Annotated in this window: 19 protein-coding genes; 11 read left to right on the top strand and 8 right to left on the bottom strand. The window is 40.8% G+C overall.

Going from position 1 to position 25,416, the window contains the following annotated elements; translation table 11 throughout:
* Window positions 1-438: 438 nt before the first annotated feature.
* Together PCIT_RS04065 and PCIT_RS04060 are read left to right on the top strand one after the other, a co-directional pair.
* Window positions 439-1,020, top strand: a complete 582-nt coding sequence (locus tag PCIT_RS04065) for a cold-shock protein (RefSeq protein ID WP_010368222.1) — start codon at window positions 439-441, stop codon at window positions 1,018-1,020.
* A 337-nt stretch (window positions 1,021-1,357) separates the two neighbouring features.
* On the top strand, window positions 1,358-2,332 hold the full coding sequence (locus PCIT_RS04060) for a transposase (protein ID WP_192992770.1): 975 nt from the start codon (window positions 1,358-1,360) through the stop codon (window positions 2,330-2,332).
* A 367-nt stretch (window positions 2,333-2,699) separates the two neighbouring features.
* Here PCIT_RS04060 and PCIT_RS04055 read toward each other — a convergent pair whose 3' ends face one another.
* Window positions 2,700-3,521, bottom strand: a complete 822-nt coding sequence (locus tag PCIT_RS04055) for a hypothetical protein (protein ID WP_010363062.1) — start codon at window positions 3,519-3,521, stop codon at window positions 2,700-2,702.
* A gap of 145 nt (window positions 3,522-3,666) precedes the next feature.
* Here PCIT_RS04055 and PCIT_RS04050 point away from each other — a divergent pair, with 145 nt between their 5' ends.
* The 8 genes from PCIT_RS04050 (at window position 3,667) to PCIT_RS04015 (ending at window position 14,248) form a co-directional block, all read left to right on the top strand.
* On the top strand, window positions 3,667-4,176 hold the full coding sequence (locus tag PCIT_RS04050) for a hypothetical protein (RefSeq protein WP_010363065.1): 510 nt from the start codon (window positions 3,667-3,669) through the stop codon (window positions 4,174-4,176).
* On the top strand, window positions 4,062-4,577 hold the full coding sequence (locus tag PCIT_RS04045) for a hypothetical protein (RefSeq protein ID WP_162144419.1): 516 nt from the start codon (window positions 4,062-4,064) through the stop codon (window positions 4,575-4,577). Before PCIT_RS04050 ends, PCIT_RS04045 begins: the two co-directional genes overlap by 115 nt.
* Window positions 4,578-4,625: 48 nt before the next feature.
* Complete coding sequence (locus PCIT_RS04040) at window positions 4,626-5,243, top strand: alpha/beta hydrolase family protein (protein WP_010363067.1); 618 nt, start codon at window positions 4,626-4,628, stop codon at window positions 5,241-5,243.
* A gap of 419 nt (window positions 5,244-5,662) precedes the next feature.
* Window positions 5,663-6,121 (top strand): nuclear transport factor 2 family protein, encoded by a 459-nt coding sequence (locus PCIT_RS04035; protein ID WP_010363069.1) that lies wholly within the window; start codon window positions 5,663-5,665, stop codon window positions 6,119-6,121.
* Between the two features lie 239 nt (window positions 6,122-6,360).
* Entirely contained in the window at window positions 6,361-9,633 is a 3,273-nt protein-coding gene (locus PCIT_RS04030) for a VPS10 domain-containing protein (protein ID WP_010363072.1), read from the top strand.
* Window positions 9,634-9,825: 192 nt separating this feature from the next.
* Window positions 9,826-11,706 carry a TonB-dependent receptor domain-containing protein gene (locus tag PCIT_RS04025; protein ID WP_010363073.1) on the top strand — a complete coding sequence of 627 codons (1,881 nt, stop codon included), beginning with the start codon at window positions 9,826-9,828 and terminating at the stop codon, window positions 11,704-11,706.
* A gap of 8 nt (window positions 11,707-11,714) precedes the next feature.
* A complete protein-coding gene (locus PCIT_RS04020) occupies window positions 11,715-12,230 on the top strand; it encodes a PepSY-associated TM helix domain-containing protein (RefSeq protein WP_010363074.1) in 516 nt (171 codons plus the stop codon).
* Window positions 12,231-12,700: 470 nt separating this feature from the next.
* Entirely contained in the window at window positions 12,701-14,248 is a 1,548-nt protein-coding gene (locus PCIT_RS04015; protein ID WP_010363075.1) for a hypothetical protein, read from the top strand.
* A 193-nt stretch (window positions 14,249-14,441) separates the two neighbouring features.
* Here the strand turns inward: PCIT_RS04015 and PCIT_RS04010 are convergent, their stop codons facing one another.
* The 6 genes from PCIT_RS04010 to PCIT_RS03985 form a co-directional block, all read right to left on the bottom strand.
* Entirely contained in the window at window positions 14,442-16,409 is a 1,968-nt protein-coding gene (locus PCIT_RS04010; protein ID WP_010363076.1) for a TonB-dependent receptor plug domain-containing protein, read from the bottom strand.
* 92 nt (window positions 16,410-16,501) lie between these two features.
* The gene (locus PCIT_RS04005; protein WP_010363083.1) at window positions 16,502-16,876 is read right to left on the bottom strand and encodes a hypothetical protein; all 375 of its coding nucleotides are present in this window, start codon (window positions 16,874-16,876) and stop codon (window positions 16,502-16,504) included.
* Between the two features lie 200 nt (window positions 16,877-17,076).
* On the bottom strand, window positions 17,077-17,895 hold the full coding sequence (locus PCIT_RS04000) for an ion transporter (RefSeq protein WP_010363085.1): 819 nt from the start codon (window positions 17,893-17,895) through the stop codon (window positions 17,077-17,079).
* Between the two features lie 200 nt (window positions 17,896-18,095).
* Window positions 18,096-19,751 (bottom strand): alpha/beta fold hydrolase, encoded by a 1,656-nt coding sequence (locus PCIT_RS03995; protein WP_010363086.1) that lies wholly within the window; start codon window positions 19,749-19,751, stop codon window positions 18,096-18,098.
* Between the two features lie 182 nt (window positions 19,752-19,933).
* Complete coding sequence (locus tag PCIT_RS03990) at window positions 19,934-20,263, bottom strand: hypothetical protein (protein ID WP_010363088.1); 330 nt, start codon at window positions 20,261-20,263, stop codon at window positions 19,934-19,936.
* Window positions 20,264-20,293: 30 nt separating this feature from the next.
* Window positions 20,294-21,286, bottom strand: coding sequence for a GlxA family transcriptional regulator (locus tag PCIT_RS03985; RefSeq protein ID WP_010363090.1), 993 nt, complete (start codon window positions 21,284-21,286; stop codon window positions 20,294-20,296).
* 116 nt (window positions 21,287-21,402) lie between these two features.
* Here PCIT_RS03985 and PCIT_RS03980 point away from each other — a divergent pair, with 116 nt between their 5' ends.
* Window positions 21,403-23,301 (top strand): beta-ketoacyl synthase, encoded by a 1,899-nt coding sequence (locus tag PCIT_RS03980; RefSeq protein ID WP_010363092.1) that lies wholly within the window; start codon window positions 21,403-21,405, stop codon window positions 23,299-23,301.
* Window positions 23,302-23,377: 76 nt separating this feature from the next.
* On the opposite strand, the gene PCIT_RS03975 is transcribed toward PCIT_RS03980, so the two are convergent.
* Entirely contained in the window at window positions 23,378-25,348 is a 1,971-nt protein-coding gene (locus PCIT_RS03975; RefSeq protein ID WP_010363094.1) for a BCCT family transporter, read from the bottom strand.
* Window positions 25,349-25,416: the final 68 nt, after the last annotated feature.

The following is a 25,416-nucleotide window of genomic DNA, read 5'->3' as shown; positions in this document are numbered from 1 at the left end:
TAATAAACCTTTGTTTACAAGTCCTTTTCTAATAGTTACTCTACTACCTGAGAGTGACTCTCTTGAAAATTCCCAAACGTAAAACGTATAAATGAGAAGGTACGTTGCACTAAGGGTGCCAGTTCCCACAACTGGCTTAGAAAGAGGGTATTACGATGAAAGTGAAAACTGTCTTCGTTAATAGCTACTTACGTTTCCGCTTCGGCACATGGGAACGTGTACGTCATCACTGGCGTAGCCTACCTAGGTAGGGAAGTAGTATTAAGGTGTCGCTCTCACCAATATTCTTTCTAATTTTAAATTTTCAAAAGAGTCAACAAACATTTAAAACAACAAATTACATAAACGTGTTGTAACAAGTGATTCAGCGAGGATTCGCTACGCTCACCTGTTAATCAAGCGTTAGAAAGTCAGTTTAAATCATAGTATGGAGTAAAAATGAAAGGGAAAATAAAATTTTTCTCTAAAGAAAAAGGATTCGGTTTTGTTGTAGCAGATGATGGAACTGAGCATTTTTTAGGAGTAAGAGAGGTTATTGGTGCTAACTTACCTAATAATGGAGATATCGTAGAGTTTGAATCACGTAAAGGAAAAAAAGGACCTTATGCTGCTCAGCTAAATATACTTACTTCATCAGAAAATACCGAACAAAGAAAAGATGATCGAGTTGTTTGTCCTTCTTGTAACAAAAAAATGTACCCTAAGCTTATCCATGATCGGGGAGCGTTTGGAGATCCCAAGCCTCGCAAGTCGCTTTGTCCATTTTGTGGAGCTACAGTTAAAGATTTCTCTGGTTGCTTTATAGCCACATCGGTATACGGAGATTTTGATGCACCTGAGGTTCTTTTTTATCGACACTACAGAGATACAGTTCTTAAGACTAAATTCTTAGGTAGAGTGTTTATTAAGGTTTATTACTTTATATCCCCATCAATTGTAACTATTTTAGAAAGGTCTCCTCATTTAACTCGTTTAATAAAAAACAGGCTTGATGCATCAGTGCGTAAAGCGTCTTTCTAACAAAAACATCAAACGGAAAATTAATAGTTAGTTGTTTTTTGTTAATTAAAGATTATAGATAACTATTAATTTCCGTTTATATGAGCGTTAGGGCTACTTGTAAGTCCGCAATCAATCATCGAGATGAGAAATGGATTATCCAGCATTACTTGAAGCAGGGATGCACAACATGACACTATCAGATCTCAAAAGTGTTTTTGTTGACCCCTTTGAAAATATCGTAATTTGACAAGACACCCATCCAATGAAAACTTACACTGACACCCATTCAAAATTGACGGTTTTTCAATCATTGCCTATCTTTTAGATTCAGCTTGAAAGATAGGCGTTTTACCTCATGGCCACAGCACGCAAAAGACAAGTGAGTTTAACTGATACCAGGTACTACCATTGTATTTCACGGTGTGTTCGCCGTGCTTATTTGTGTGGTGAAGATAAGGTAACAGGGCAGTCGTACGAGCATAGAAGAGGCTGGGTAGAGGATAAGCTACTTGAACTTGCCAAAGTGTTTTGTATTGATGTATGTGCGTATGCGGTGATGAGTAACCATACTCACATTGTACTTTATGTAGATGATATAAAGTCTAAAAGATTAAATAATAAAGCGATTATTATCAGATGGCATAAGCTATTTAAAGGTACCATACTGTCTCACAAATACCTTCAAGGTGAGCGGCTAGACTCAGCGCAGCAATACTTTTTAAATAAAGATATTGAACAATTTAGAGAACGTTTAGCGAGTATCAGTTGGTTTATGCGGGTACTGAATGAAAGTATTGCCCGAAAAGCGAATAAAGAAGATAACTGTACAGGCAGATTTTGGGAAGGGCGCTTTAAATCACAAGCTTTACTTGATGAAGCGGCACTGGCAGCCTGTATGGCGTATGTTGATTTAAACCCAATCAGAGCAAAGATGGCTGACACACCCGAAACCTCAGACTACACCAGTGTAAAAACTCGCTGTGAATATGCCAAAGAAGTCAAGCAACCGAAACAATTGGCGCGTTTTGCAGGCAGCCCCAGAAAACATATGCCCAAAGGTTTACCGTTTGAATTAAAGTCCTACTTAGAATTGGTAGAGCTAACAGGCCGATGTATGCGAGCAGATAAGCGAGGCTACATCAGCCCAGTTAACTCCCCTATTTTAGAAAGACTAAACATAGCCCCGGAAAACTGGCTAAAACTCACCACGCAATTTACCAAAGTATTCCACGGCGCAGTAGGGCGACCCCAAAAGCTAGATAACTATTGCGCGAGCCTAGAAATAAAACGGCGGGCTAATTATAAGCAATGTGAAAAATTGCTGGCTTAATTTTTAGATCATCAAGGTAATCTCTATATAACAGATACTCCATAACTTGGCGGCTTAGCCGTGCCTTATTACTGGGCATGAGTTCAGTTTTTCTCTATTTTTGAACTTATAGCACAGTAGTTAATTCAATTTTACTAACTAAGCTATATTTCAGGTTGAACATTGCCAGCTTATTGATTTTAATTTTTTGAGTGGGTGTCACTGTTCGTTCACTTTTTGAGTGGGTGTCACTGTTCGTTTGCGGTCGTCCAAAAAAGATTTTAGATTATTAGTCGCCTGAGGAAGTATTTTCACTTGATAGTTTATAGTGGTGCACTTGCATGCTGAATTTGGGAAGTGCCCAAATAGACACTTCATCACATTAGAACTAATATTTTGGTACATATCCAACGCGAATATTTGACATCATATTATCGTAAGCTACCGTTGAATTCGTAAGGCCATTTGGACAATATCCTTGACCAGAATATTCAGAGCCTGTCTCAGACATACAATATTCATAGGTTGGGTATTTTCCTCTGATATTGTTATAAAAGTTACGCATACCAACGTCTTGTAGTTTACCGCTAACTTTACAAAGGCCAGGAGCATAAAGCCAAGTGTTTCTTCCATCATAGCGACAGAAACTATACCAATCACTACTCCCTTCATTGGCTGTGTACCATGTATTGTTATACCTTTTAACCCAATCCAAAATAGCCTGCTGTTCTGACATATAATTGGAGTTATTACCTATACCGGTCATGCCGAAAATATTTTTATTCTGACCAATGTATCGAATATCACCACATCCAGATTCAGCACAGCCAACACTAGCCATAAATACTACACAATGCTGAGCATCTCGAGCATAAGCTTTACAAGCATTAAGCATCGTCTTAGCTTGTTTACTGGAATAACCGACATTATTAAGTACATTACGCATCACGTTAAACAATGACCACGTACTGTTGCTAAAACCCCTTGTATCCTGCCATAGAGAGGTGTCTTGAAAATTTCGCATCCCAGAATCAGTGTTAGTATCATTTTTTTCATATTTGCGCATTTTAGTGATCTCCGTTGAAGAGAACCCCATCTCACTTAGACGAGCATTTACATCAGGTTTAGGAGTATTTCGGATATTTCCAGCCAACGAATCTGTAGCAATGGTTCCCAGAGTAATTAAACATAGAGCATGAGATAGTTTCATTTTTGTCATTTCCTTTTTTAGTTCATTGATGTGTTGTAACTACAAAACACTTTATGCTGCAAATTTGTAAATGTAAAATCAAAAGGTTTGTAGGGGAAAGTTACTCCAACAACTCCATTTATTTGAAATATAAAGGAATTATTAGGTGAAATCTAAGAGCAAATCTAAGTTAAGAATAGAAATTAAAGTGTATCTAAGGGACACGAATCGCACTGGAGAACAACAACGTCAGAATATGATTTGGTTTGCTAAACAAATTGGCCTCGGAGAGTCTACACTACACGACAGACTCAATCTTCCTGATAAATTTGAGCCTGTTGAACTTGAAAAAATTGCCGAATTGTTAGATCTAGATATCGAAAGCGTACGGCGTCTAAGCTATGATTTTGCTTCTGTTATACCTTCAGAGTTGGTAAACGAAACTCCTAGCGAAATTGGTGAAAATAAAGTGGTTAGTGTTGAGAGGAAAGAACTTACTCAAGGGAGTCTTAAATCAAAACGAGCCAAAAAAGTATTGCTTTTGGGGGGGCAGGACTATTTATGTTTAGTAATGCAGCATTTATCGGTATGGATAAAAGTGACTCGAGCATATCGATGCCTGTTCAACGAGTTACAAAACCTGTTTATATTGCACATTATCAAGGTAGCGGCATAGATTTAAGTACTTCGGATATGTCGCAACTCAATAGCTTTCATTCTCAATTGTATCGTTATGAATTTAATAATATTCGAACCAGTACAATAGGTGAAGATATTACTTTAGATGGAGAGATTGTTTGGGTCGATGTAAAAAATAAGATGCGAAGTAATGCATTTAAAATAAATGCACATGGCAAACACTTAGGCGATACTGCGGCATTGAGTTATAAAGTACATTCTGACCCAGAGATGGAGGTTTGGGTTGGTACAATGATGTTACACATGCCCCGCTCAGGACCCGCAACTGGTTATTGGATGACTATACATCATGACAAAGATCCCGCCAAAACAGGACCCTTTTCAATGGGAACAATTAACGTCGATAGAATCACCAATATTGAGAGGCATACGTATTAGTTTTTTACTTCTCCATGTCAGCTTGGCTCAGTCAAACTTGGTTCGAAGATGCATGATCTATTTCCAATTGCTAACGAAGGTTTTGTTATTATTGGAAGCCAATATAGAGGAAGCCAATACCCAGGTACACGTGCCAAAAATGTGATGCATGATGAATTTGGTGGAAAAGATGTGAAGGATGTTACTGAATTATTAGGTTATATCCCTAAAATTGACGGTGCTGATCCACAACGTATAGGCATGTATGGCTTTAGTCGAGGCGGAATGCAAACACATTTAGCGTTAAAGCAAGTAAAAAACGTAAAAGCGGTAGCAACTATCGCAGGTTCTACTGATTTATTAAAAGAGCTGAATTTTCGTCCTGCTATGGAAAAGGTTTATACACATAGAATCCCTGATTATGAAACTAATAAAGTAACTGAGTTAGAGAAGCGTTCAGTAATGAATTGGGTCAATGAGTTATCATCCAATGTGCCTATTTTACTTTTACATGGGGAAGATGATAAACGCATATCTGCTAATAGCTCAGTTGAACTAGCCGATGCCTTAGCAAAAAATAGCATTCCGCATAAACTTGTTATTTACTCGAAAGATGATCACGATTTAACAAAAAACAAAGATAAAGCGAATAAAGAACTAGTTAACTGGTTCAACAAGTATTTATGAACAACTGAACTTTAAATCGAAATGATAAATTAAAGTGATATACATTTAAACTTTAACCTAATTTAATATAGTGATTAGGTCAATAATACATCTGGCGAGGTAGAATAAACTTCCTCGCATTTTAATCCCATCGCTGTCGCCACACCAAGGTTGCAATACGGTGTATGTATGCTAAATAGGTTTAGCAGTTTAGACAGTTGGTATGTTTTCAGAGGGTGAGCATTTTAAATGAATGACACTTATTATGTACGAGGCGTTACTAGCTTTAGCTTGGCGTACTTTCTTCACCATATGAACTAATTTTATAGTTGCAAAATTATAAATTGTAACAATTCTGGTGCTTTACTTATTTTTTATTTATGTATCAAATAGGCTTTCGAAAAATAAAATCTTCAACCTATTCGAGATGGATAAATAAAATGAAAAAAATTAAAAAAATTTCAATAATGCTTGCACTTTTTACCGTTTTTTTGCCATCGCTTAGTTACGCTGAAGCAGTAACAGGTAAGGAGTATCAGGCGGTAATAAAAACGGCTCACAATTACTTTAATGGCGCTGCCAATGGAGATCAAGCGCTTCTTTCTAAAGCCTTTGATCTTGAGTTTGGTGATGTGAAGATGATTACCGTTAATAAAGATACAGCAGACGAAACGATTAAAGTAGTTCCGTTAAAAGAGTTTGCTGGTTACTTTAAAAAGGCGACAAAAGATACTTGGGTTGCGAACATTTTGTCTGTTGATATAGTTGATGACAAGATGGCTATGGTTAAACTGGATTTTAACACACCAAAAACTCATTACATTGACTACCTTGTTATGTACAAACGCGACAGTGAATGGCGTATTATTAATAAAACATTTATTGCTAAGAAAAAGTAGGATTCACCGTAAAGTAAGGCATTGCAAATGAATTCGCGCTCATAAATGGTCAGGTTTGTTGGCAGTAGCGAAGGCCTATTGCAATGCTATCTATAGAGGGCTGAGTGCTAATTACACAAATTGTTACACTATCACATTTAACTTTATTTTTTGTAACTTGAGCGATTTTTTACACACTTGTTGTATTTGTTAGGTTAATGTTCGTATCGGATATAATAAAAACAGACTTTGGTGTGAAAATGAAAACTCTCGCAAAAACAGCATTAGCTGTATCCTTAGCATTGGCTTCTGCACATGTATTCGCAGAAAATAATGAACAAGAAAAATCAATTTTTAGCAGTAAAACATTTGAAGCGATGAAGCTTCGAAATATTGGCCCAGCCTATATGTCCGGTCGTATTGCTGATATTGAAGTTGATAAAAATAATCCATCAACTTGGTACTCTGCAGTTGGGTCGGGTGGGGTGTGGAAAACCGTAAACGCGGGGACTACTTGGACTCCTATCTTTGACAAGCAAGCTGTATATTCGACGGGTGATGTAACGATAGACCCAAGCAACTCGAACATTATATGGGTTGGAACGGGTGAAAATAACGGCGGTCGTCACATCAGTTTTGGCGATGGTGTTTATAAGTCGTTAGACGGTGGTAAGACATGGAAAAATATGGGCTTAAAAAGCTCCGAGCGAATTTCCGATATTATTGTTCACCCAACTGACTCAAAAACGGTGTGGGTTTCGGCACAAGGGCCACTGTGGACCAGTGGTGGTGAGCGAGGTCTATATAAAACCACTGACGGCGGTGAGACTTGGAAGCAAGTTTTGAAGCCTGAAAATGAGTGGACAGGTGTTACTTCGTTGCTTATAGATCCTAGGAATCCAAAAAAGCTTTACGCTGCTACGTGGTCTCGTCAAAGAACGGTTGCCTCTTATGTTGGTACTGGACCAGGTGCCGGTATTCATACCTCAGATGACGGTGGTGAAACTTGGCAGGAGCTAAAAACAGGGTTACCTGCTGGCAACATGGGTAAAATTGGTATGGCGATTTCGCCGACCAACCCCGATGTGCTATATGCAACAATTGAAACAGATAACCGCAAGGGCGGCTTTTATCGCTCGCAAAACCAAGGTGCGAGCTGGAGCAAAGAGTCTGATGAAGTAGGTGGGGGCACTGGCCCTCATTATTATCAAGAAATTTTTGCAGACCCTCATCAGTTTGACCGTGTCTATATTGCGAGTAACTACAGTAAAGTGTCTAACGACGGTGGTAAAACGTGGACGCCAATCAGTACAAAACGTAAACACGTAGACGACCATGCTTTTGCTTTTCACCCAACAGATCCAGATTTTGTGCTTATAGGCTCTGATGGCGGTATTTATATGTCACATGACCGCATGGCGAACTGGCGCTTTATGGCGAATTTACCACTGACGCAATTTTATAAAGTCGCCCCTGATGATGCCGAACCGTTTTACACGGTTTATGCGGGGGCGCAAGATAATTCTACGCAAGGTGGCCCTTCACGTACCGCTCGCGATGAAGGGATCAAGAACAAAGACTGGTTTTTAACGCTAGGCGGTGACGGTCATCAACCTGCGGTAGAACCAGGTAATCCAGATATTATGTATTCACAGTGGCAACAAGGAAACTTAACACGTCATGATTTAAAAACTCGAGAAGGCGTGTATATAAAACCTCAACCGCGTCCGGGCGAGCCTGCTGAACGCTTTAACTGGGATGCGCCTATTAATGTATCAAGTCATGATGCTAAGCGACTTTATTTTGCATCACAACGTGTTTGGCGTTCAGATGATCGAGGTGATAGTTGGGAGCCAATCTCAGGTGATTTGACTAAAAATGGCAATCGCATGCATATGCCGATGATGGGTAGAACTTGGTCAGTAGAAGCGGGGTGGGATATTTATGCAATGTCTGAATATCATACCATTGCAAATTTCACTGAAAGCCCAGTGAACGAAGACATTTTATGGGCTGGCACGGATGACGGCCTTATTCAAGTCACAACCAACGGTGGTAAAAACTGGAAAAAGATTGATTTGAGTAATGTTGATGGTGTGCCAGCAGCCGCGTATGTTAATGATATTCGCGCCGACTTATTTGATGATAAAACGGTTTATGTTGCACTGGATAACCACAAATATGGAGATTTCAAACCTTACCTTATTAAGTCGACTGACTTAGGGAAGAGTTGGCAATCACTGGCAGATACATTGCCTGAGAAGCACTTGGTTTGGCGTATTGTGCAAGATCATGTGAAAAAAGACCTTATGTTTATTGGAACTGAATTTGGTATTTTCTTCACTGTAGATGGCGGTAAGAAGTGGACTGAATTAGATGGTGGGATCCCAACAATTGCCACCCGAGATGTAAAAATACAGCGCCGTGAAAACGACTTGGTTGCTGGGACTTTTGGTCGTGGTATTTATATTCTTGATGACTATGCACCACTGCGAAAACTAACCGAACAGTCGATGGAGCAAGATGCACTATTGATCGCGCCGAGCCGACCAGTTAAATGGTTTCAATTAGATGGTAATCATGCCAACACTGACGGCGATGATCGTTTTTCAGCGAAAAACCCAGAACATGGTGCAACGTTAACTTATTTCTTAAAAGAGAGCTTATTAACGGCAAAAGAAACGCGCCAAGAAGCTGAAAAAGAGATGGTTAAAGAGAAAAACTACCCTAAATACCCTGATTGGAAAGATATCGAGAAAGAAAATCAAGAAGCTAAACCAATGGTCTACCTTGAAATTCGAGATGCGTCGGGTGAGTTTGTAAACCGTGTATCAGGTAAAGCGAAAAAAGGGTTACACCGAGTTACATGGGATATGACTTATGCGTCAGGTAAAGCGGTTACAGGTGCTGAGTCATCGGGTTGGAGCCCATTTAATGCGGGCCTAATGGCGATCCCGGGTAAATATACTGCGACTTTGCACAAACGTGTGAATGGTGTTGTGTCTCAGCTGGCCAGCCCTGTTGAATTTGAGTTAAAGCCGATCATCGACAGTGCATTTTCTACTGCAACTAATAAAGAGGTACTGGCATTTGGTAAACAAATTTCTGAAGCTCAGAAGCAAATTACAGCGGTAAATGCAGTCTTGAATGAGTTGAAAAAAACGATGAAAACCTTGCGTACAGCAATAGATCGTACACCGGGTAACATTGAATCATTAGAAACGCGCTATGCAGATATTCAGCGCGAAGCTAACGAGATTCACTTTGACTTAAATGGCTTAAACTCTCGTAATCGTATGGGCACTAAACCGGCAAATATCTCGAGCCGATTGGGTTATGCGATGACGGCGGCTTGGTCATCTTACGGGCCGACACAACAGCATAAAGAGCAGTTTTCTTATGCGACTAAACGTTTAGACAGTGTTAGTAAACGTGTGAAAGAGTTACAAGAAAGTAGCGTGCCTGACCTGCAAAAATCAGTGATTGACGCTGGTGGCCCTTGGACAACAGGCGCACCACTGATCACTCGCTAACGCGATTGATAAACAGCATTGCACGTTGCAGTGCTGTTTATTTTGTATTCAAGACTAAGTTTAGCGTGAAGCTCAACGGGGAAACAGTCAGTGAGTGTGTAGATTTTCACTGCTAGTTTCCCTATGTTTTATCGCTATATATATTAGTGCACCACCTTATGCAATAACTAATGACTAAAGCAGTATCTCAACATGAAAACGATGTGTTCTCTTTTTTTATGCACCCTTTCTTGGCTTAGTAATGCCAATGAGCGTGAATTTGAAATCATGGAGATTTTAGTACCGAAACAGCCTTTGGCAATCACAGGGGCTGGCCAAGCCGTGTCAGATCTTGACGATCAACTTAATTATTCTTTAAACAGAACGATTGCCGATCAACTTTCTACACTCGTGGGGGTAAACTTAACTGGGCAAGGAGGGCAGTTTCAAAGTTATTCTATTCGTGGATTCAGCCGAGGCAGAATAAGAACTGAAATTGACGGTATTCCCATTATTACAGATAGGCGAGCTGGTAATTCAGTCTCCTTTATTGCGCCGGAGCTATTTAGTTTGGGGCATGTGGTCAAAGGCCCAAGTTCGGCACTTTACGGGGCACAAGCTTTGGGCGGTGTAGTGAGTTTAAGCACTGAGGCGTCAGACAAAACGCAATTGTCGGTCTCTGGGCAATCGGCTGGAAATGGTATTGGCATCGTAGTTAATCATCAAGCACATGATTTTACATCAGCGTTTGCTTATCAACATGGCAATAATGATCAGGCTGTAAACGGTGAAACGTTACATACTCGATTTGAGCGAGTTTCAGGGCTCCTAAGGTATAAAAGTTCGCGTGATGGCATCACAACAACGGCCTCTTGGTTACCTAGCTATGGAAAAGATATAGGTAAAAGCAGTCGAAAGTTTCCAACAAAACAAGTAAGCAGCTATCCAAAAGAGCTGCACTCATTGGCTCAGATCCAAATGAATGCAGGGCAGCGGTGGACCGCTAAGCTATTCCATCACTATCAAAACTGGGACAGTAAAACACTTAGGCTTGAGCGTTATGATGGCCTCACGCAATATCAAAGCCATACCTTAGGTGGCCAATGGTTGCAGCAAGTGATGATAGACGACTTACAAACTCATTGGGGAGTAGACTGGCTCTCGCGAAAAGGGGTAAAAATTACCAGTGATTACCGCCTATTTAACTCTGATATGAGCGCTAACAATGAACGCGTGAGTAACGAAATGCTCGGAAAAGAAGACAACCTCGGTTTATATGCTAAATCGGATTGGCGATGGCGAGATACTCAGTTTGATGTAGGTTTAAGGTATGACTGGATGAAGCAGCATAATCAACAAGCTCATAGTGCGGTTGATAGTCAGCTTAATGCCTCTTTTGCTGTTTCACACTCTCTATCAGATCAATTAACGGTTGGGTTAGATATTGGTAGTGGTTTTCGCTATCCAACCCTGACAGAACGATTTTTCTATGGCAAAACACCACGGGGTTTAATAAAAGGAAAACAAGGCTTAAAGCCTGAAAGTAGTCTAGGCAGCCAATTGACGATGACGTGGTTTCCGATAGAGCAAATTCGCTTGCATAGCGCTGTATATAATTATCAATTGGATAATTATATACAGCGCTATGCCGCAAATGATGAGCAGCTCAGCTATCAAAATTTAGATACCGCAGATCTGCATGGCTTTGAAACCGAGCTAAAGTGGTATCAAAATGATATAACAGAGCATACGTTGAGTTATCAACAGCAAGCAGGGCAAGATAGCTCAGGGCAAAGGTTGGCAGGTTTGCATCCAAGAAAGCTCACTTGGAGTATGTTACTCACGTTTGAAGATTGGGCATTGGTAAATGCCTATCGGCATTATTTTTCCGCTAATAGCGTCGGTCATGACGAGCAAACGCGCAACAGCTTTACGATATGGGATCTCTCTTTAGAGTATCAACTTAATGACAAACAAACCGTTAGCTTGAGTGCAAATAATATTACCAATAAAGAACATTATGCCAGCTTGGATGAGGATGCCCCATTTCAACCTGAACGTAGCTATAAATTATCAACCAGTTGGCAGTTTTGAAGGACAACATGAGTTTTAAAAAAACCAATAGAACCATTCATAAATGGGCAAGCATTGCCATTTCATTACCTTTATTAGTGGTATTAATTACCGGTATTTTACTCCTAGTAAAAAAAGAATTTAGTATTATTCAGCCTCCAACAGCAAAAGGCACAAGCACCGAACCCAGCATCCCTTTTGGACAGGTGTTGATAATTGCAAAATCGGTAGAAGAAGCGCACATCTCAAGTTGGGACGACATCAATAGATTAGATGTGAGGCCGAGTAAAGGGATCACTAAAATTCGCAGTAATAACAGCGTTGAAATTCAAATAGACAGCAGCACAGGTGAAGTGTTGCATGTTGCTGAACGTAATTCAGAACTCATTGAGTCGATACATGATGGCACTTTTTTTGAAAAAAATGCCAACCTGTGGCTGATGTTACCCATTTCATTTATTGTACTTGTGATCTCGGTGACTGGGATTATTTTGTTTATTCAGCCGTATATTAAAAGAAAAAAACGGAATTTTAAATTGCCTTAAAATGCTGTTATTGCCCTATTGTTAGGTAAAAAAGGTTGAAGACAAAAGCAGAAGTAAAACCTGAGAATATTTTTATACAGTCAAGAGCATAATTTATATAAATCGATCTCAGCCGCTTGGTTTTATGTTGAATATACTTTTGTAAAATTTTTCACAAAAGGAATAGCCAAAGTATCTAATAAAGCAGCACTCGGTTAAGAAAGTGCTTATTATGATAGGCCTAGATTAATAGAGAAATAATTAATGTTAATCTTTCCTTTGTTTTAGCTCGAACTTCGAAATTTATCATAATAGCTCTTGCTTAAGAGGTGGCTTTTATATTTTGTATTAATTTGTAAACTTGAATTATAGTTCTTGATATGCATGGTATAGTTAAAGCTGGAGTTATTATTTCTATATAGCAGTTTTAATTGAGCTTTTAATTATATCCGGATGTGCCGATAGTTTTTCTAAGGAAGGTAAAAAGTACTATGTTGAAGCAATTTTTAATCATTTATTCGAGTTCAATGTTAATTGTCATTTCAGGGTGTGGTGGCAGTAGCGGTGATTCTAAACCTATCCAGCAAGACCCTCCGCCAGTTGTGGTTACGCCTGATCCTCCTGTTATCGTTGAGCCAGATCCAGAGGTGTTTATGGATGTTATTGAAGCTCAAGGAAAGCAATATGTAGTAGATACAGCCAGTTGGATAAAAGAGCAGAATATTGATTGCACTGATACAGTGGCACAACATGATATGTGCCAAATAACTAACGTAGAGTTTAATGATGGTCTGTTTGAGCAACAGCGTACCAATAAGAATCAGACCGTACTTGTTCTTGATTATCGCTTAGACTTGCACTCAGTGCTGAGGTACCGATCACGCATAAAAGCGGCTTTTCGTTATGATCCTACATCGAAAACATTTATAGCAGATAATCCTAATATTAATGTGTCGAAATTAGGTAAGAAGCTACTTACTGAAGTAAATAATTTCAAGTTCACAGATGAAAAATTTGACATACCTCAGCCTGCATTTCTACCAGCGGCTTGGTTGTCAGACTTGGCTGAAGCGTATCGGGAAGCTGTACCTCAGGATACCCAAGATAGAGTGGCGAAAACGAACTTTTTTAGCCATGGAACAAAAGTATTTGGTTATCTGGCGCAACATAATCCAGAAGCAGAGTTTGCAGTAATTGATACGGCCTCTTTTAATCCATTCGAACAGCATAAAGAAACATTTTGTTCGCTTAATATCGACGTATTTTCGTCTTATATGAAAAGTGCGGCGAGTTCGTTGCAAACCGATATTATCGAAGCGCAAGAAATTGAGTTTATTAATTACTCTGGTGGTTTTACCTTAGACAGTGTTACGACGGCATGGCAGAAAAATCAATGTGAAGGGCTGTTGTCCAATGATCAAGCTCTGGCGTTTTTAACTACACTTACACCGGTTTACCAGGCATTATTTAATGCACCAAACGCTTTAGGGTTCCATGCTGGAAACATTGATGCGCAGTTAAGTGGTGACGAGTTGGATTTAATGGAGTTTGACCATCGTGTTAGAGTGTATCAATACTCTACTTTGGGCGATAATACGGCAATTCAGCCATTCGGACAGTCTGGTTGGCAAAAAGAGTTTGTAAACCACCAAGACAGCTTTGTGGGTAATTCGAGTATTGACCTATATATTAATGTCGGTTACGGACCATATAGCAATAGCAAAAATAGCACTCCAAAAATGGAACCCGATGTACTTGGTATGCGATATGGTGCTGAGCAGGCTTTGTATGCCTCTTCTTGGACTACCCCGGTCGCAACATCCTATGCAATACATGAGCAGACTAAACTGGACACGGATTTTGATCCGCAAGAGCTAAAATCACGATTATTGCCGCAGCAATGTCGTGGCCTAGATGACTATCAAGACAATGGTTCATTGATGGAATTTATAGAGAATGGGCAAGGGCACTGTCGAATTCAAGACCCTTTACGTCATAAATCTGATGAGTTAAACAGAATGGGTTATCTTTCTAGATGATTAGCATTGTTCAACTTTAGTATAAAGAAATGTATTAAGCAATTAGCTCGAGGCATTCGGAAAAAGTTTGGTTCGGGCTTCTTATCTTCTATTAATCACAGAGTGTTAGGCTATAAACTCATCCCGTGTGTGAGGGATTGATTTATAACCTAATGACTTTATTTATGGTGGAAGCGGGCCACTGTAACGCGGTTTAGCTGCCAAATTGAAAGCGGAATCCGGCGTTAACGGTAAAACCATCATTTCTTGACCATATGTCAGTCGTCCATCTGCCGCTCGGTGACTGTGTTGGTAGCAAGAGTGAATCTTCTTTGGTTTGTCGTACGTTCAGTAAATTTTCGGCGTTAATAAACCAGCTGACTTTGCCCACGGTGATTTGCCCCAACAAGCCTAAATGCCAATAGGCGTCGCTTTTTTCACGATAAGGATTGTTTGTGAGGTGCTGTGTGCCGGTATAATATGCTTCAAACCCGACTAAATGACTGCCATGTTCTTCCCACATGATCACGGCACCTGCTGAGTGTTTAGGAGTGAGAGAAAGCGGGAGACGTGTAAGTGTGCCATCATCGTCTTTGGTGGCATCAGTATATAAATAACTCCCGGTCAATTTAATGTCTCGCCAACGATACCTTAGCAGCAATTCTGCACCACGGATCTCTGTTTGACCTGTGGCATTGATAATTTGAACCTGTTGTGGCGCATTATCTATCACTTGTAACTCGGTGACACCTCTGACATCAGAGGCGAATAATGTAACGCTTGCTTCAATAGCATCAACGACATAGCTTATATCAACCGATGCTGTTGTGGCGCGCTCTTCATCTAACTCCTCCAGCGGTGCGAGGCGTGATAGCCCTACATCTTCTATGTCTTCGATAAACGGCGTTGGCGCAAAAAATCCTTTACCGTAGGAGCCTCTTATCGTCCAACTTTCAGGATTGTATAGTACAGAAAATCTGGGGCTAACTTGGGTGCCAAATTCACTGTGCCAATCGGCACGCGCGCTGAGTGACAGTGAAGTGGTTTCGCTGGCTTCATAATCTACCTGCGAAAATAGACCGGGTACATCATAGGTATAATTAAACACAGGGTAATCAACAGAGTCGAATTTATCAGATTGATAGGCAATACCTAATACCCAAGCAGTTGCCTCATTAAATCCTGAAACACTGGACTCTATTAAGTAGCTTTCGTGCGTATCATCCTCTTGTATTTGACCGAATTGATGATCGTGTTCTTGGTGCATGGCAGAGCCTCGCACATTGAGATTGAGAGAGTCATCCAAGGGTTTATCAAATATAAAACCACTGTCTAATCGCAACGAGTCTTGTGTTTGCGCAAACGGATTGCCATCGGGTAGTAGGGCGTCGTTTAATGTTCCGCCACGACGTTGTTCGGTCATTGCACCAAAGGTGAGGTATAAATTGGCACCACTGTCATCAGACCAATATAAGCGCGGGCGTACGCTTGCTCGCTCATAGCCTGCCAGATCTATCCAGCCATCATCGTCTAAATCTTGTTCTTTTTGATGGTGTACTCCCGTTGTAACTGACGCACTCAGGGTGTCAGTTACCGGTGAGGCAAAATACGCGGTGACATCTTGGCCATTTTTTGAGGTTGCATTGAATAGCGTTTCGCCTTCAAATTCTTCAGACGGTGTGCGTGAGATAAGATTTATTACGCCGCCGAGTGCTGAACCACCATACAAAGAAGACGCAGAGCCTTTGATAATTTCTACATTTGCTAAATCAGTAGGCGGAATTTGTAGCAGCCCAATTGAGGCTGTCTGACCACCATAGAGTGGGAGTCCATCACTTAAAAGCTGAGTATATCTGCCGTATAAACTTTGTAATCTAATATTCGCGCTACCTAATGCCGGTGAGGTATTTTGCACTCTCACGCCACCAGTTTCAGCGACAAGCATTGAAATATTCCCTGGGCGCATTAAGGCTTTTTCTTGTATTTCTTCTCCATTGATAATTTCGGTACGTGTTGCTGATTCGGTCACTATGCGACCCAATCGGGATGCTGTAACCTGAATTTTTTCTATTTTTTTATCATCATGAGCGCCGTGATGATGATCTTCATGGTGCTCGCCAGCCTGAGAAAGTGATGGAAATAGCAATATAGCCGTGGCCAGCTTAGTTAATTTAGTTCGCATTATTTACCTCAAAGAATGCTAAAAATGGTGCGCGTTGCGCAGAGTTCGTTTTTATTTTTTAATAAGTCAGAAAACAGACGGAGCTGTGTTCTTTATGAGGTAAAAATTGGGGGGCGAAAAGGGAGTGATAAAATGGAAATTGGCTGCTTATTCATAGACGAATAAATTGGCTCATTGACATACATAAAGCCAATCACTTGTGGTTCATTGAGTATGTACAGTGCCGACGTACAAGCATTTGCAGGACAAATACAGTCTATTTCACAGCAGTCAGTGTCACAGCAGTTTGCTAATTGACAGTCATTGTCAGCGTTTTCTGTGTGCTGTGGTTGTTCAACATGCTCGGTCTCTATGTGGACGTCTGAAGAGGCTTCAATAGAAAATGCGGTGTGATAAGCCATAGCCTGCCCTATGAAGGCAATCATCATCATGATAGCGATGCAGGTTTTTGAAAGTGGCTTAAACATATCAATCTCATTAATGTATATGAGCGTTCGCAATAAAGTTCGCGATACAATACAAAACAATAAATATAAAACAATAAATATAAAACAATAGTGTAATGATTTTTTCAGTTGATGTGAATATCATCACGGTTTTTATTCAGTGACTGAACTACGGTAGGTGAACACGTAAGCTCAGTCACATAGTTATAAATAGCCTTTCTTTATTCGCGAGGGTTGGATTGACTATTTTGTTGTTTGATCAGGTGTTTCAATTCTTGGATTTCGCTGTGTAAGTCTTCAATCGTTGGAACATTCTTAGCACTCTCTTTTTCTTGACGTAACTTTGAACGCTCATCTTCCATGACATTTACCACAATACCAATCACCATGTTTAGAAATGCAAATGCGGTAAAAAAGATGAATGACAAATAGAAAACCCATGACATTGGGTACACTGCCATTGTTTCATATTGAATATCGGTCCAATCTTCAAACGTCATGATCCTAAATAAGGTCAGCATAGAAATGGCAATATCTCCCCACAAAACAGGGTTTATATCAGCGAATATAAAGCTGCCAATTGCGGCATAAATATAAAAAATGATAAACATCAAAAGAATAACATAGCCTAATTGCGGCATTGCTTTAATTAGTGAGTTGATAAGGACGCGTAATTCAGGGACGACCGATACCATTCTAAGTACGCGGAAAACCCTAATTAGCCTTGCGAGTAGGGCCATTTCGCTATCGTTGATTGGGATCAAACTAATCGCAACAACCAAGGTATCAAAAATATTCCAGCCTTTTTTGAAAAAGCTTTTTTTATCATCGTCGGCAATAAAGCGCACTGAGATCTCAAAAAGGAAGAATAACGTGATAAACATATCTAGGACATATGTCACAGATATCGCGCTATTTGGCAAAGCAAAAGTTTTTGCACCAATTTCTAAAGCAGAAATGATGATCACCGCGACAACAGTGAGCTCAAATATTTTGTTGTTTTTTAAATTGTTCAGATTAAGTTTGATAGTTTCGTACATAGGCGATGGATCTGTTCAGTTATTTGGTTAAAGACGATGTGATTATATCCTAGTTAAGTTTCAACTCTAGGTATGATTGCCGCGAAAAATGTTACAGAGGATGTTTTTTAGTGATTTGGCAGAAAAGTGTTGGGAATGAGGGCTCTTCTAAGTCCACATATTAGAAGAGCCCAACTATGTTTCATGGTGTATGTTTGAGTCTAAAAATCAGCTAAGCGTAAAAACGCACCATATGCACGTGTGTACGCGGTTGGGTTGTTTTGCTTTAGTGTATTTAGATCAGTTAAAGATTGTGAGGTTGCTGCCCCATTATAAGCTTCTACGCTGCCAAAGATGACTTGGCTTTCAAAGGGGGTTGCTTCAAAATCAAGCCCTTTCAAATTGGCAATGCAGCTTGTGTCTGGTTGTGACCATAAATTATTGATAAAGCTATGCATAATATCTACACCACAGGTATTTGCATGGTCTTTTTTGCTATAAGAGACAAAAATAACGCCATGTTCTGTTTCAGGCAATTCAACATAGCGCTGGTTGTTGTTGGTAAACGCGCTTTGAACTATAGGCACATAATAATGCGGCGTTTGTGGGTCTAAGTCGCCATTGAGTAATAGGGTTGGCATGTAGTGTCTTGTTGGCTGGTAGATATACGGATCTGTGTAGCGATTCCCCCACACTTGTTTATCTATATGTCTTTGGTACAGCAGGTACCCTGGAATACATGAAATAGCATCTTTACAATATGCCAGCTTGGATTGAAGATCGATTTCGTTGTAATTAATCTCATTTTGGACAATAAGTTTTGACACTATGGGAGATGAGTTAAACGAGTCTTTAGCAGCGAGTTCAATAAATTGTTTACCTACGCCTTTGAACATAAAATTATGCAAGTTGTTGAGTGCGATTACATCGTTATCACTACATCGGGCTAACCGGTGGTACATGGGCATTAATATTTGCTCAACTGAGCGGCTTAATGCAAGTAAGGATATTGCCTGTAACTCGAAACGCTTTAAATCAGTCGCAGGGCAATGTTCTCCAGCATAAACACGGTTGACCAAGGTTTTGAGTTCTTCTACTGAGTTTAAGCTTAATTCACTGCGACAGAATTCGTCATCTTGGCAATAGGCAAACATATCGGCGAAGATGTCATTAAAGTTTTTGTCCCATGAATCTAGGCCAAATTTTTCACTAGGCACGACCGAATCTAAAATGATCCCTTGTGCGCCTGTGGGAGCTATTTGACTAAATCTCTGCGCCCAGAGAGTGCCATATGACGCGCCATATACATAAGTGGGTTGCCAATCGAGCGTTTTACTTTTTGTGATTGCGTATTCAAGGTCTTTGGCGGCTGAGGTTGTGGTGAACTTATACAAACCTTCACCCCATTGCTGGTGGAGGTCATCAAAACAGGCTTGCGCATAGTCAGCGTAGTCCGCTAATGGCGGGTTACTGCATGTTAAGTGTGTTGACCATCCGACACCCCGATGCTCAAGGACGTATAAGTCATAGTCTTGAGTAAAATGATTGAGGTGTGTCTCATATTCATCAACGTAAAAGCTGCCAGATGCCCCCGGACCACCTTGTAAGAACCAAATTTGGCCTTGACTATTACCTGATTTTGCAGGGTACTTAGAGACCAAAACGTCTATTTTTTTGCCATTTGGTGCATCCCAATCAAGTGGCACTTCAGCCAAACTACATTGGTTTCTGTTGTCGAAACTTTGAAACTGCGTTGGGCACTCACCCCATTCAAAGTCGACATATGGACTATAACTCACGTTTTTTATGGGCGTTGCCAAGGTGTTGAATGCGCTGAGCATCCCGACACAGGCGAGTGGGGTTATAAATTGTTTCACGGTGATCCTTCCTATTCATGTTGTAAATAAAACCATTTTAAATAACGGTTTTATTACTAAAAAATAACATTGGGAGCAGGGGTTTTGTATGATTTCAATTTTTCTGTTGAGTGAAACGAGTGATAGAAAGCAATTTAACGCTCAGTGACCGATCACTAAGCGTGGTTTATTATGTCTTGTGCTTAGGGTTTCGTTGTGTGCTGCCTAATTTTATAGAGTCCAAATAAAGAGAGCGCAAGGTAAATTGTATACAGCGAAAGCTTTTCAACCCAGGTTGCTTTTTCATAAGCGCCATATACTCTGAGATAGTCGTTACATATAAAGAGCCCAATGCCGGTAAAAGCCATAGTTATCTTAAAAAACTTACCTCCCTGAGTTTTAATGGTTTTGATACAGAGTATTAAAGTAAAGAGTGAAAAGTAGAACGCCAGTAACGACATCGCACCGGGTACGACACTTGGAAGTACTAATAATAATGATAGAGAAGCCAAACACCATCCGAGGTATTTCATACTATATTTCCTTGTTGTATTGCTGTGCAGTTATGAGAATAACTTTTTCCTGACTATTTTTCTATATTCGCTGGGGGTTTGCTGTAATCGAGTTTTGAAGATCCGGGTTAATAAACCTTGTGCACTGAAGCCAACAGAAACCGCAATATCTTGTAATGATAAATTACTATTTGCTAGTAGCTCTTTTGCGCTTTCTAAGCGAAGGACTTGTAAGTAGTCAGCAGCAGTTTGGCCTGTAGCGGCTTTAAAGCGGCGATTAAAGGTTCGATAGCTCATATCAAATTGTTGAGCTACTTCTGCGAGTGTGATCTCATTGGCAAAATTGTGTTTCATCCAAAACTGTATCGCCGCAATTTGTTCATCAGGGTGTTTGTCGACCGCACCTTCTAAATAACGCTGTTCTTCATAGGGTTTACGAATTTCATGAGAAAAGTTTTGCTGTACATGATTGGCAGCTTCCAAACCGTATAGTTGCGAAATGAGATGGACAATCACGTCTGCTAGTGCGTTTAGACTGGCAACGGTATAAATTCTTTCTGATTGTGTAATAAAAAAGTCAGGTTTTAGGTCGACGTCAGGATAATCCCTCTCAAACTGTTTAGCATAGTGCCAGTGAGTTGTCGCTGGGTGGCTATTTAGCAGACCGGATTCAGCTAAAAAGCACACACCAGTACCAACGCCTATGATGGTGCCACCTTGCAGCCATGTTAGCGTAAGTTGCTTAGCTATATTGCTATTCTTCCTTACGACGGGTCGAGGGTTACGCCAAATACTCGGGACTATCACATAGTCTTGTTGAGCGAGCAAAGTTAAATCACCATTGGGGTTGAGCTGCATCCCTAAATCATTTCCAATTGGTGTGTCGCGCTGAGCAAGCCAATTGAGTTTTAAAGGGATAAATTTCTCCCCTAAATGTCTCTTTGCGTATGCTTCGCCAGCCCTGAGCATTTCAGCTGGTAAGGTGACACTGGTGAACAACATGTGCTCATATAAGGTAAATGCGATATTTATTTCTTGTTTCATCTGGACCGACCATTACCATTTGGCGAGTATTATACTTTATATGGCTAATATTATAAAATTAATATCTCACTTCCAACTAGAATTAGGACATTAGCAGTTATAAAGACAAGAATACCATGACAGCATTACCAATTATCGTCGGTATGGGCGGTATTAACGCCTCTGGCCGTACCTCATTTCACCAGGGCTTTAGACGTATTGTTTTAGATAAGTTAGATCAAAAAGCGCGTCAGGAAACATTTTTAGGCCTTGCGACATTAATGAACTTAGTGAAGTTTGATGGCCATAGCCTTGTCACTGCAGATGGTGAAACGATCACGGCGGCAGATATTGAAGATAAGCTGGGTGATAAAATCAAAGCGGGTACCTTGATCCGTAAAATAGAAAAGAACCACTTTGATGTAGACGCGACGCATTGGCAGCAAAAATTGGCGATTAAAGCGAATAGTGATGAAGGCTTGCGTTTTACTTGTCGTTTAAGAGATTTACCAAACCCCGTTCCGTCGTCTTGGCAGGTTACTGAAATAGATAAAAAGACAGTAAACGTCATTGTGCCTGATCAACTCGATGTGAAACACGATAGTTACCGAGACAACCCGATTAAAGCTGCGGGGCAGTTTCCAACCGGCTTTGAGCCATCAGCAATGTATAACAGCCGTTATCAGCCACGTGGTTTACAAGCCACTATATTCGCTGCGACAGATGCTATTCGTTCAACAGGGCTTGATTGGGAAGCCGTGATGAACAGTGTTGAGCCTGATAAAATTGGTACATATTCGGGTTCAATTGCCGGACAAATGAATGATGAAGGATTTGGGGGTTTAGTGCGCAGCCGAATGAAAGGCGAGCGCGTGAGTACCAAACAATTGGCACTGGGGTTAAACACCATGTCGACCGACTTTATCAATGCTTACGTTACGGGCAGTGTAGGCACTACTTTTACGGCTTCTGGCGCATGTGCCACATTTTTGTATAACCTTCGCGCTGCGGTAAACGATATTCAAGCTGGCCGTACCCGTATTGCGGTAGTGGCAAGTGTGGAATGTGCGTTAACACCGGAAGTGATTGAAGGGTTTGGTACCATGGGTGCGTTGGCGAATGAAGAGGGCCTGCGCAAACTGGATAATACTGACAATGTTGACCATCGTAAAACCAGCCGTCCGTTTGGTGAAAACTGTGGCTTTACGATTGGCGAAGGTGCACAAGTTGTTATTCTAATGGATGATGCTTTAGCGATTGAGCTTGGCGCTGAAATTATGGGATCTGTGGTTGATGTATTTGTTAATGCCGATGGTGTTAAAAAGTCAATCACAGCGCCAGGACCTGGTAATTATATTACCATGGCTAAATCGGTCGCCTTGGCTGAGCAAATAGCTGGGACAGAGGCACTGAAAGAGCGAAGCTTTATTTTAGCCCATGGTTCAAGTACACCTCAGAACCGAGTAACAGAATCTTTGATTTACCACAAAGTCGCTGAAGCATTTGCTATTAATGGCTGGAAAGTAGCCGCACCTAAGGCATTTGTAGGCCACACGATCGCACCGGCAAGTGGTGATCAGTTAGCAATGGCATTGGGTGTATTTAGCCATAATATAATGCCAGGGATCACGACGATCGATAAAGTAGCCGATGACGTACACGCTGAACACTTGGATATACGCAATGCACATTATGAGTGTCAGCCAATGGATATTGCCTTTGTGAACTCAAAGGGGTTCGGCGGGAATAATGCGACCGCGACAGTGTTTTCCCCGTCGTTAACAAAACAACTACTAAATAAACGTTATGATGATAAAGCATGGAACTGCTATGCCGATAGGTTAGTGCAAACGACGGCGATGCAACGTAACTATCAAAACGCGGCTGATTTAGGTCAGTACGAGCTTATTTATAAGTTTGGAAACGGCATGTTAGATGAAGCGGGTTTAAAAATAGAGACAGATAAATTGACGTTACCGGGCTTTGAAAAAGCCGTTAAGCTCAATGTAAATAATCAATATGGTGATTTAAAGTAACCTTTAAAAAGCTATGTTAAGCAAAGCAGGGCGCTCATTTAGAGCGCCTTTTTGTTGATTGGAATAAAACAATAAATTAACGAACTGTATGTAAAAAGTGCATGTGTTTATGGTATTGGTCAACAATATCATTGATCACCGCTTCTTTTGACCAGCCCATAACATCGTAGTCTTGACCACCTTCACGCAAATGTACTTCTGCACGATAGTATTTGTCCTCGCTATCGTCATCATCTTCTTCAACGTAGCTTGGTTTATCTGATGATCTGCGACGGACTTCATATTTAAAGTCTAATTCTTCACCAAGCAGCACCAGTAGGCTGATCCGGCCGAGCTTTTCGTCTTGATCAACTTGGGTTTCAATATTGTGTTGATTGAGCTCACTGGCAACCGAATTAATGGCGGCTAGCGCAGCATTATTGATGAATTTATTAACATTGGGCTTGTTTGGAAAGTCTACTATATTACCTAAGCGCTCTTGCCAGCTACTCGCGGTATTACCGTTTGCTGGGGCCACCGGGGCCACATTCATTTGCAAGCTTTCTCGTTTTGCTGCGTCAACTCTGAGCGCTTTTATCAAACCCCAAGTTGCGATCAGTAAGATCACAGCAAACGGCAGCGCACTGGCTATCGTCATGGTCTGTAAAGCCCCTAACCCACCAGCTATCAGCAATACAGCAGCAACTACGCCTTCGCCGCCAGCCCAATAAATACGCTGCCAAAGAGGGGTGTTGTTATTACCGTTTGAACACAACATATCGACAACCATTGAGCCAGAGTCTGACGATGTTACAAAGAAGATAATAACCATCAAAGTGGCGACAAAAGATAATACGCCGGACAAGGGGAATTGCTCAAGGAAGACAAAAATAGAGACCGCAACATCTTTTGATACGGCTTCTCCAAGGCTTGCAATACCTTGATTCATGATTAAATCAATGGCGGAGTTACCAAAGAAGGTCATCCACATTAGTGTGAAACCTGTTGGGATAAATAATACACCCATAGCGAACTCTCGAATGGTCCGTCCCCGCGACACTCGGGCAATGAAAAGGCCAACAAAGGGAGCCCATGACATCCACCAACCCCAATATAGTATGGTCCAGCCACCTAGCCACTCAGTTTTTTCATAAGCGAATAAGTTAAAAGTATTCCGCACAATATCAGCGGTATACGCGCCAACATTTTGTACAAACGCTTGGAGTAAATAAATGGTTGGGCCTAATATTAAAACAAATAACAGCATCAGAACTGCTAAGCCCATATTAAGCTCAGATAAACGGCGGATCCCTTTATCAAGGCCAGTTGTAACAGAGAGTATGGCTAAGCCTGTCACCACTGCAATTAATACCACCTGCGTAGTTAATCCGACAGGAACATCGAATAAATAGTTTAAACCAGAGTTTACTTGTAATACGCCGTAACCAAGTGAGGTTGCCACGCCAAATACAGTGCCTATTACGGCAAAAATATCAACCGCATGACCAATTGGGCCGTAGATTTTATCGCCGATCAATGGGTAGAGTGCAGAACGAAGTGTGAGAGGTAACCCGTGTCGATAACTGAAAAAAGCCAAGATTAAAGCAACAATGGCGTAAATAGCCCATGCATGTAATCCCCAATGAAAAAAGGTAATTTTCATGGCTTCTCGAGCGGCTTCAACACTGCCTGATTCGGCAACTGGCGGAGACAGAAAATGCATTACAGGTTCAGCGACACCAAAAAACATTAAGCCTATTCCCATGCCTGCAGAAAAGAGCATGGCAAACCACGTAGTATGGCTATAATCAGGCGTTGAATGGTCTGGACCAAGTTTGATGTTACCAAATCGAGACAGTCCCAAGTATGCCACAGTGATGAGTATAATGGCGACCGTTAGGACATAAAACCAACTGGCTGTGTGCACAATGCTAGCTTGTAGAGATTGAAAAAAAGTATCGGCGGTTTCGGGCATGAATGCGGTAAAAATGACCAATAAAATGATCAGGCCTGACGCACAATAAAAAACCGGTGGATTCAACTTTGCTTTGACGTCATGTTCAGACATAGTGTTCCCCGTGTGTATTACAGATTATGATTTTTAGAGTTTAATTAAACGTAAATCTTTAAGATAAA

The sequence above is a fragment of the Pseudoalteromonas citrea genome (genome assembly GCF_000238375.3).
GTDB classification, from domain to species: Bacteria; Pseudomonadota; Gammaproteobacteria; order Enterobacterales; family Alteromonadaceae; genus Pseudoalteromonas; species Pseudoalteromonas citrea.
Note: the sequence above shows the minus strand (reverse complement) of the source record. Positions and strands in the feature narration are given on the sequence as shown.

Bases quoted from the DNA above. Each gene is read 5' to 3' on its own strand.
- PCIT_RS04060 (WP_192992770.1), top strand. From the start codon at position 1,358: ATGGCCACAGCACGCAAAAGACAAGTGAGTTTAACTGATACCAGGTAC.
- PCIT_RS04020 (WP_010363074.1), top strand. From the start codon at position 11,715: ATGAGTTTTAAAAAAACCAATAGAACCATTCATAAATGGGCAAGCATT.
- PCIT_RS04040 (WP_010363067.1), top strand. From the start codon at position 4,626: ATGCATGATCTATTTCCAATTGCTAACGAAGGTTTTGTTATTATTGGA.
- PCIT_RS04065 (WP_010368222.1), top strand. From the start codon at position 439: ATGAAAGGGAAAATAAAATTTTTCTCTAAAGAAAAAGGATTCGGTTTT.
- PCIT_RS03975 (WP_010363094.1), bottom strand. From the start codon at position 25,348: ATGTCTGAACATGACGTCAAAGCAAAGTTGAATCCACCGGTTTTTTAT.
- PCIT_RS04035 (WP_010363069.1), top strand. From the start codon at position 5,663: ATGAAAAAAATTAAAAAAATTTCAATAATGCTTGCACTTTTTACCGTT.
- PCIT_RS04055 (WP_010363062.1), bottom strand. From the start codon at position 3,521: ATGAAACTATCTCATGCTCTATGTTTAATTACTCTGGGAACCATTGCT.
- PCIT_RS04030 (WP_010363072.1), top strand. From the start codon at position 6,361: ATGAAAACTCTCGCAAAAACAGCATTAGCTGTATCCTTAGCATTGGCT.
- PCIT_RS04010 (WP_010363076.1), bottom strand. From the start codon at position 16,409: ATGCGAACTAAATTAACTAAGCTGGCCACGGCTATATTGCTATTTCCA.
- PCIT_RS03985 (WP_010363090.1), bottom strand. From the start codon at position 21,286: ATGAAACAAGAAATAAATATCGCATTTACCTTATATGAGCACATGTTG.
- PCIT_RS04015 (WP_010363075.1), top strand. From the start codon at position 12,701: ATGTTGAAGCAATTTTTAATCATTTATTCGAGTTCAATGTTAATTGTC.
- PCIT_RS03990 (WP_010363088.1), bottom strand. From the start codon at position 20,263: ATGAAATACCTCGGATGGTGTTTGGCTTCTCTATCATTATTATTAGTA.
- PCIT_RS04025 (WP_010363073.1), top strand. From the start codon at position 9,826: ATGAAAACGATGTGTTCTCTTTTTTTATGCACCCTTTCTTGGCTTAGT.
- PCIT_RS03980 (WP_010363092.1), top strand. From the start codon at position 21,403: ATGACAGCATTACCAATTATCGTCGGTATGGGCGGTATTAACGCCTCT.
- PCIT_RS04000 (WP_010363085.1), bottom strand. From the start codon at position 17,895: ATGTACGAAACTATCAAACTTAATCTGAACAATTTAAAAAACAACAAA.
- PCIT_RS04005 (WP_010363083.1), bottom strand. From the start codon at position 16,876: ATGTTTAAGCCACTTTCAAAAACCTGCATCGCTATCATGATGATGATT.
- PCIT_RS04045 (WP_162144419.1), top strand. From the start codon at position 4,062: ATGTTTAGTAATGCAGCATTTATCGGTATGGATAAAAGTGACTCGAGC.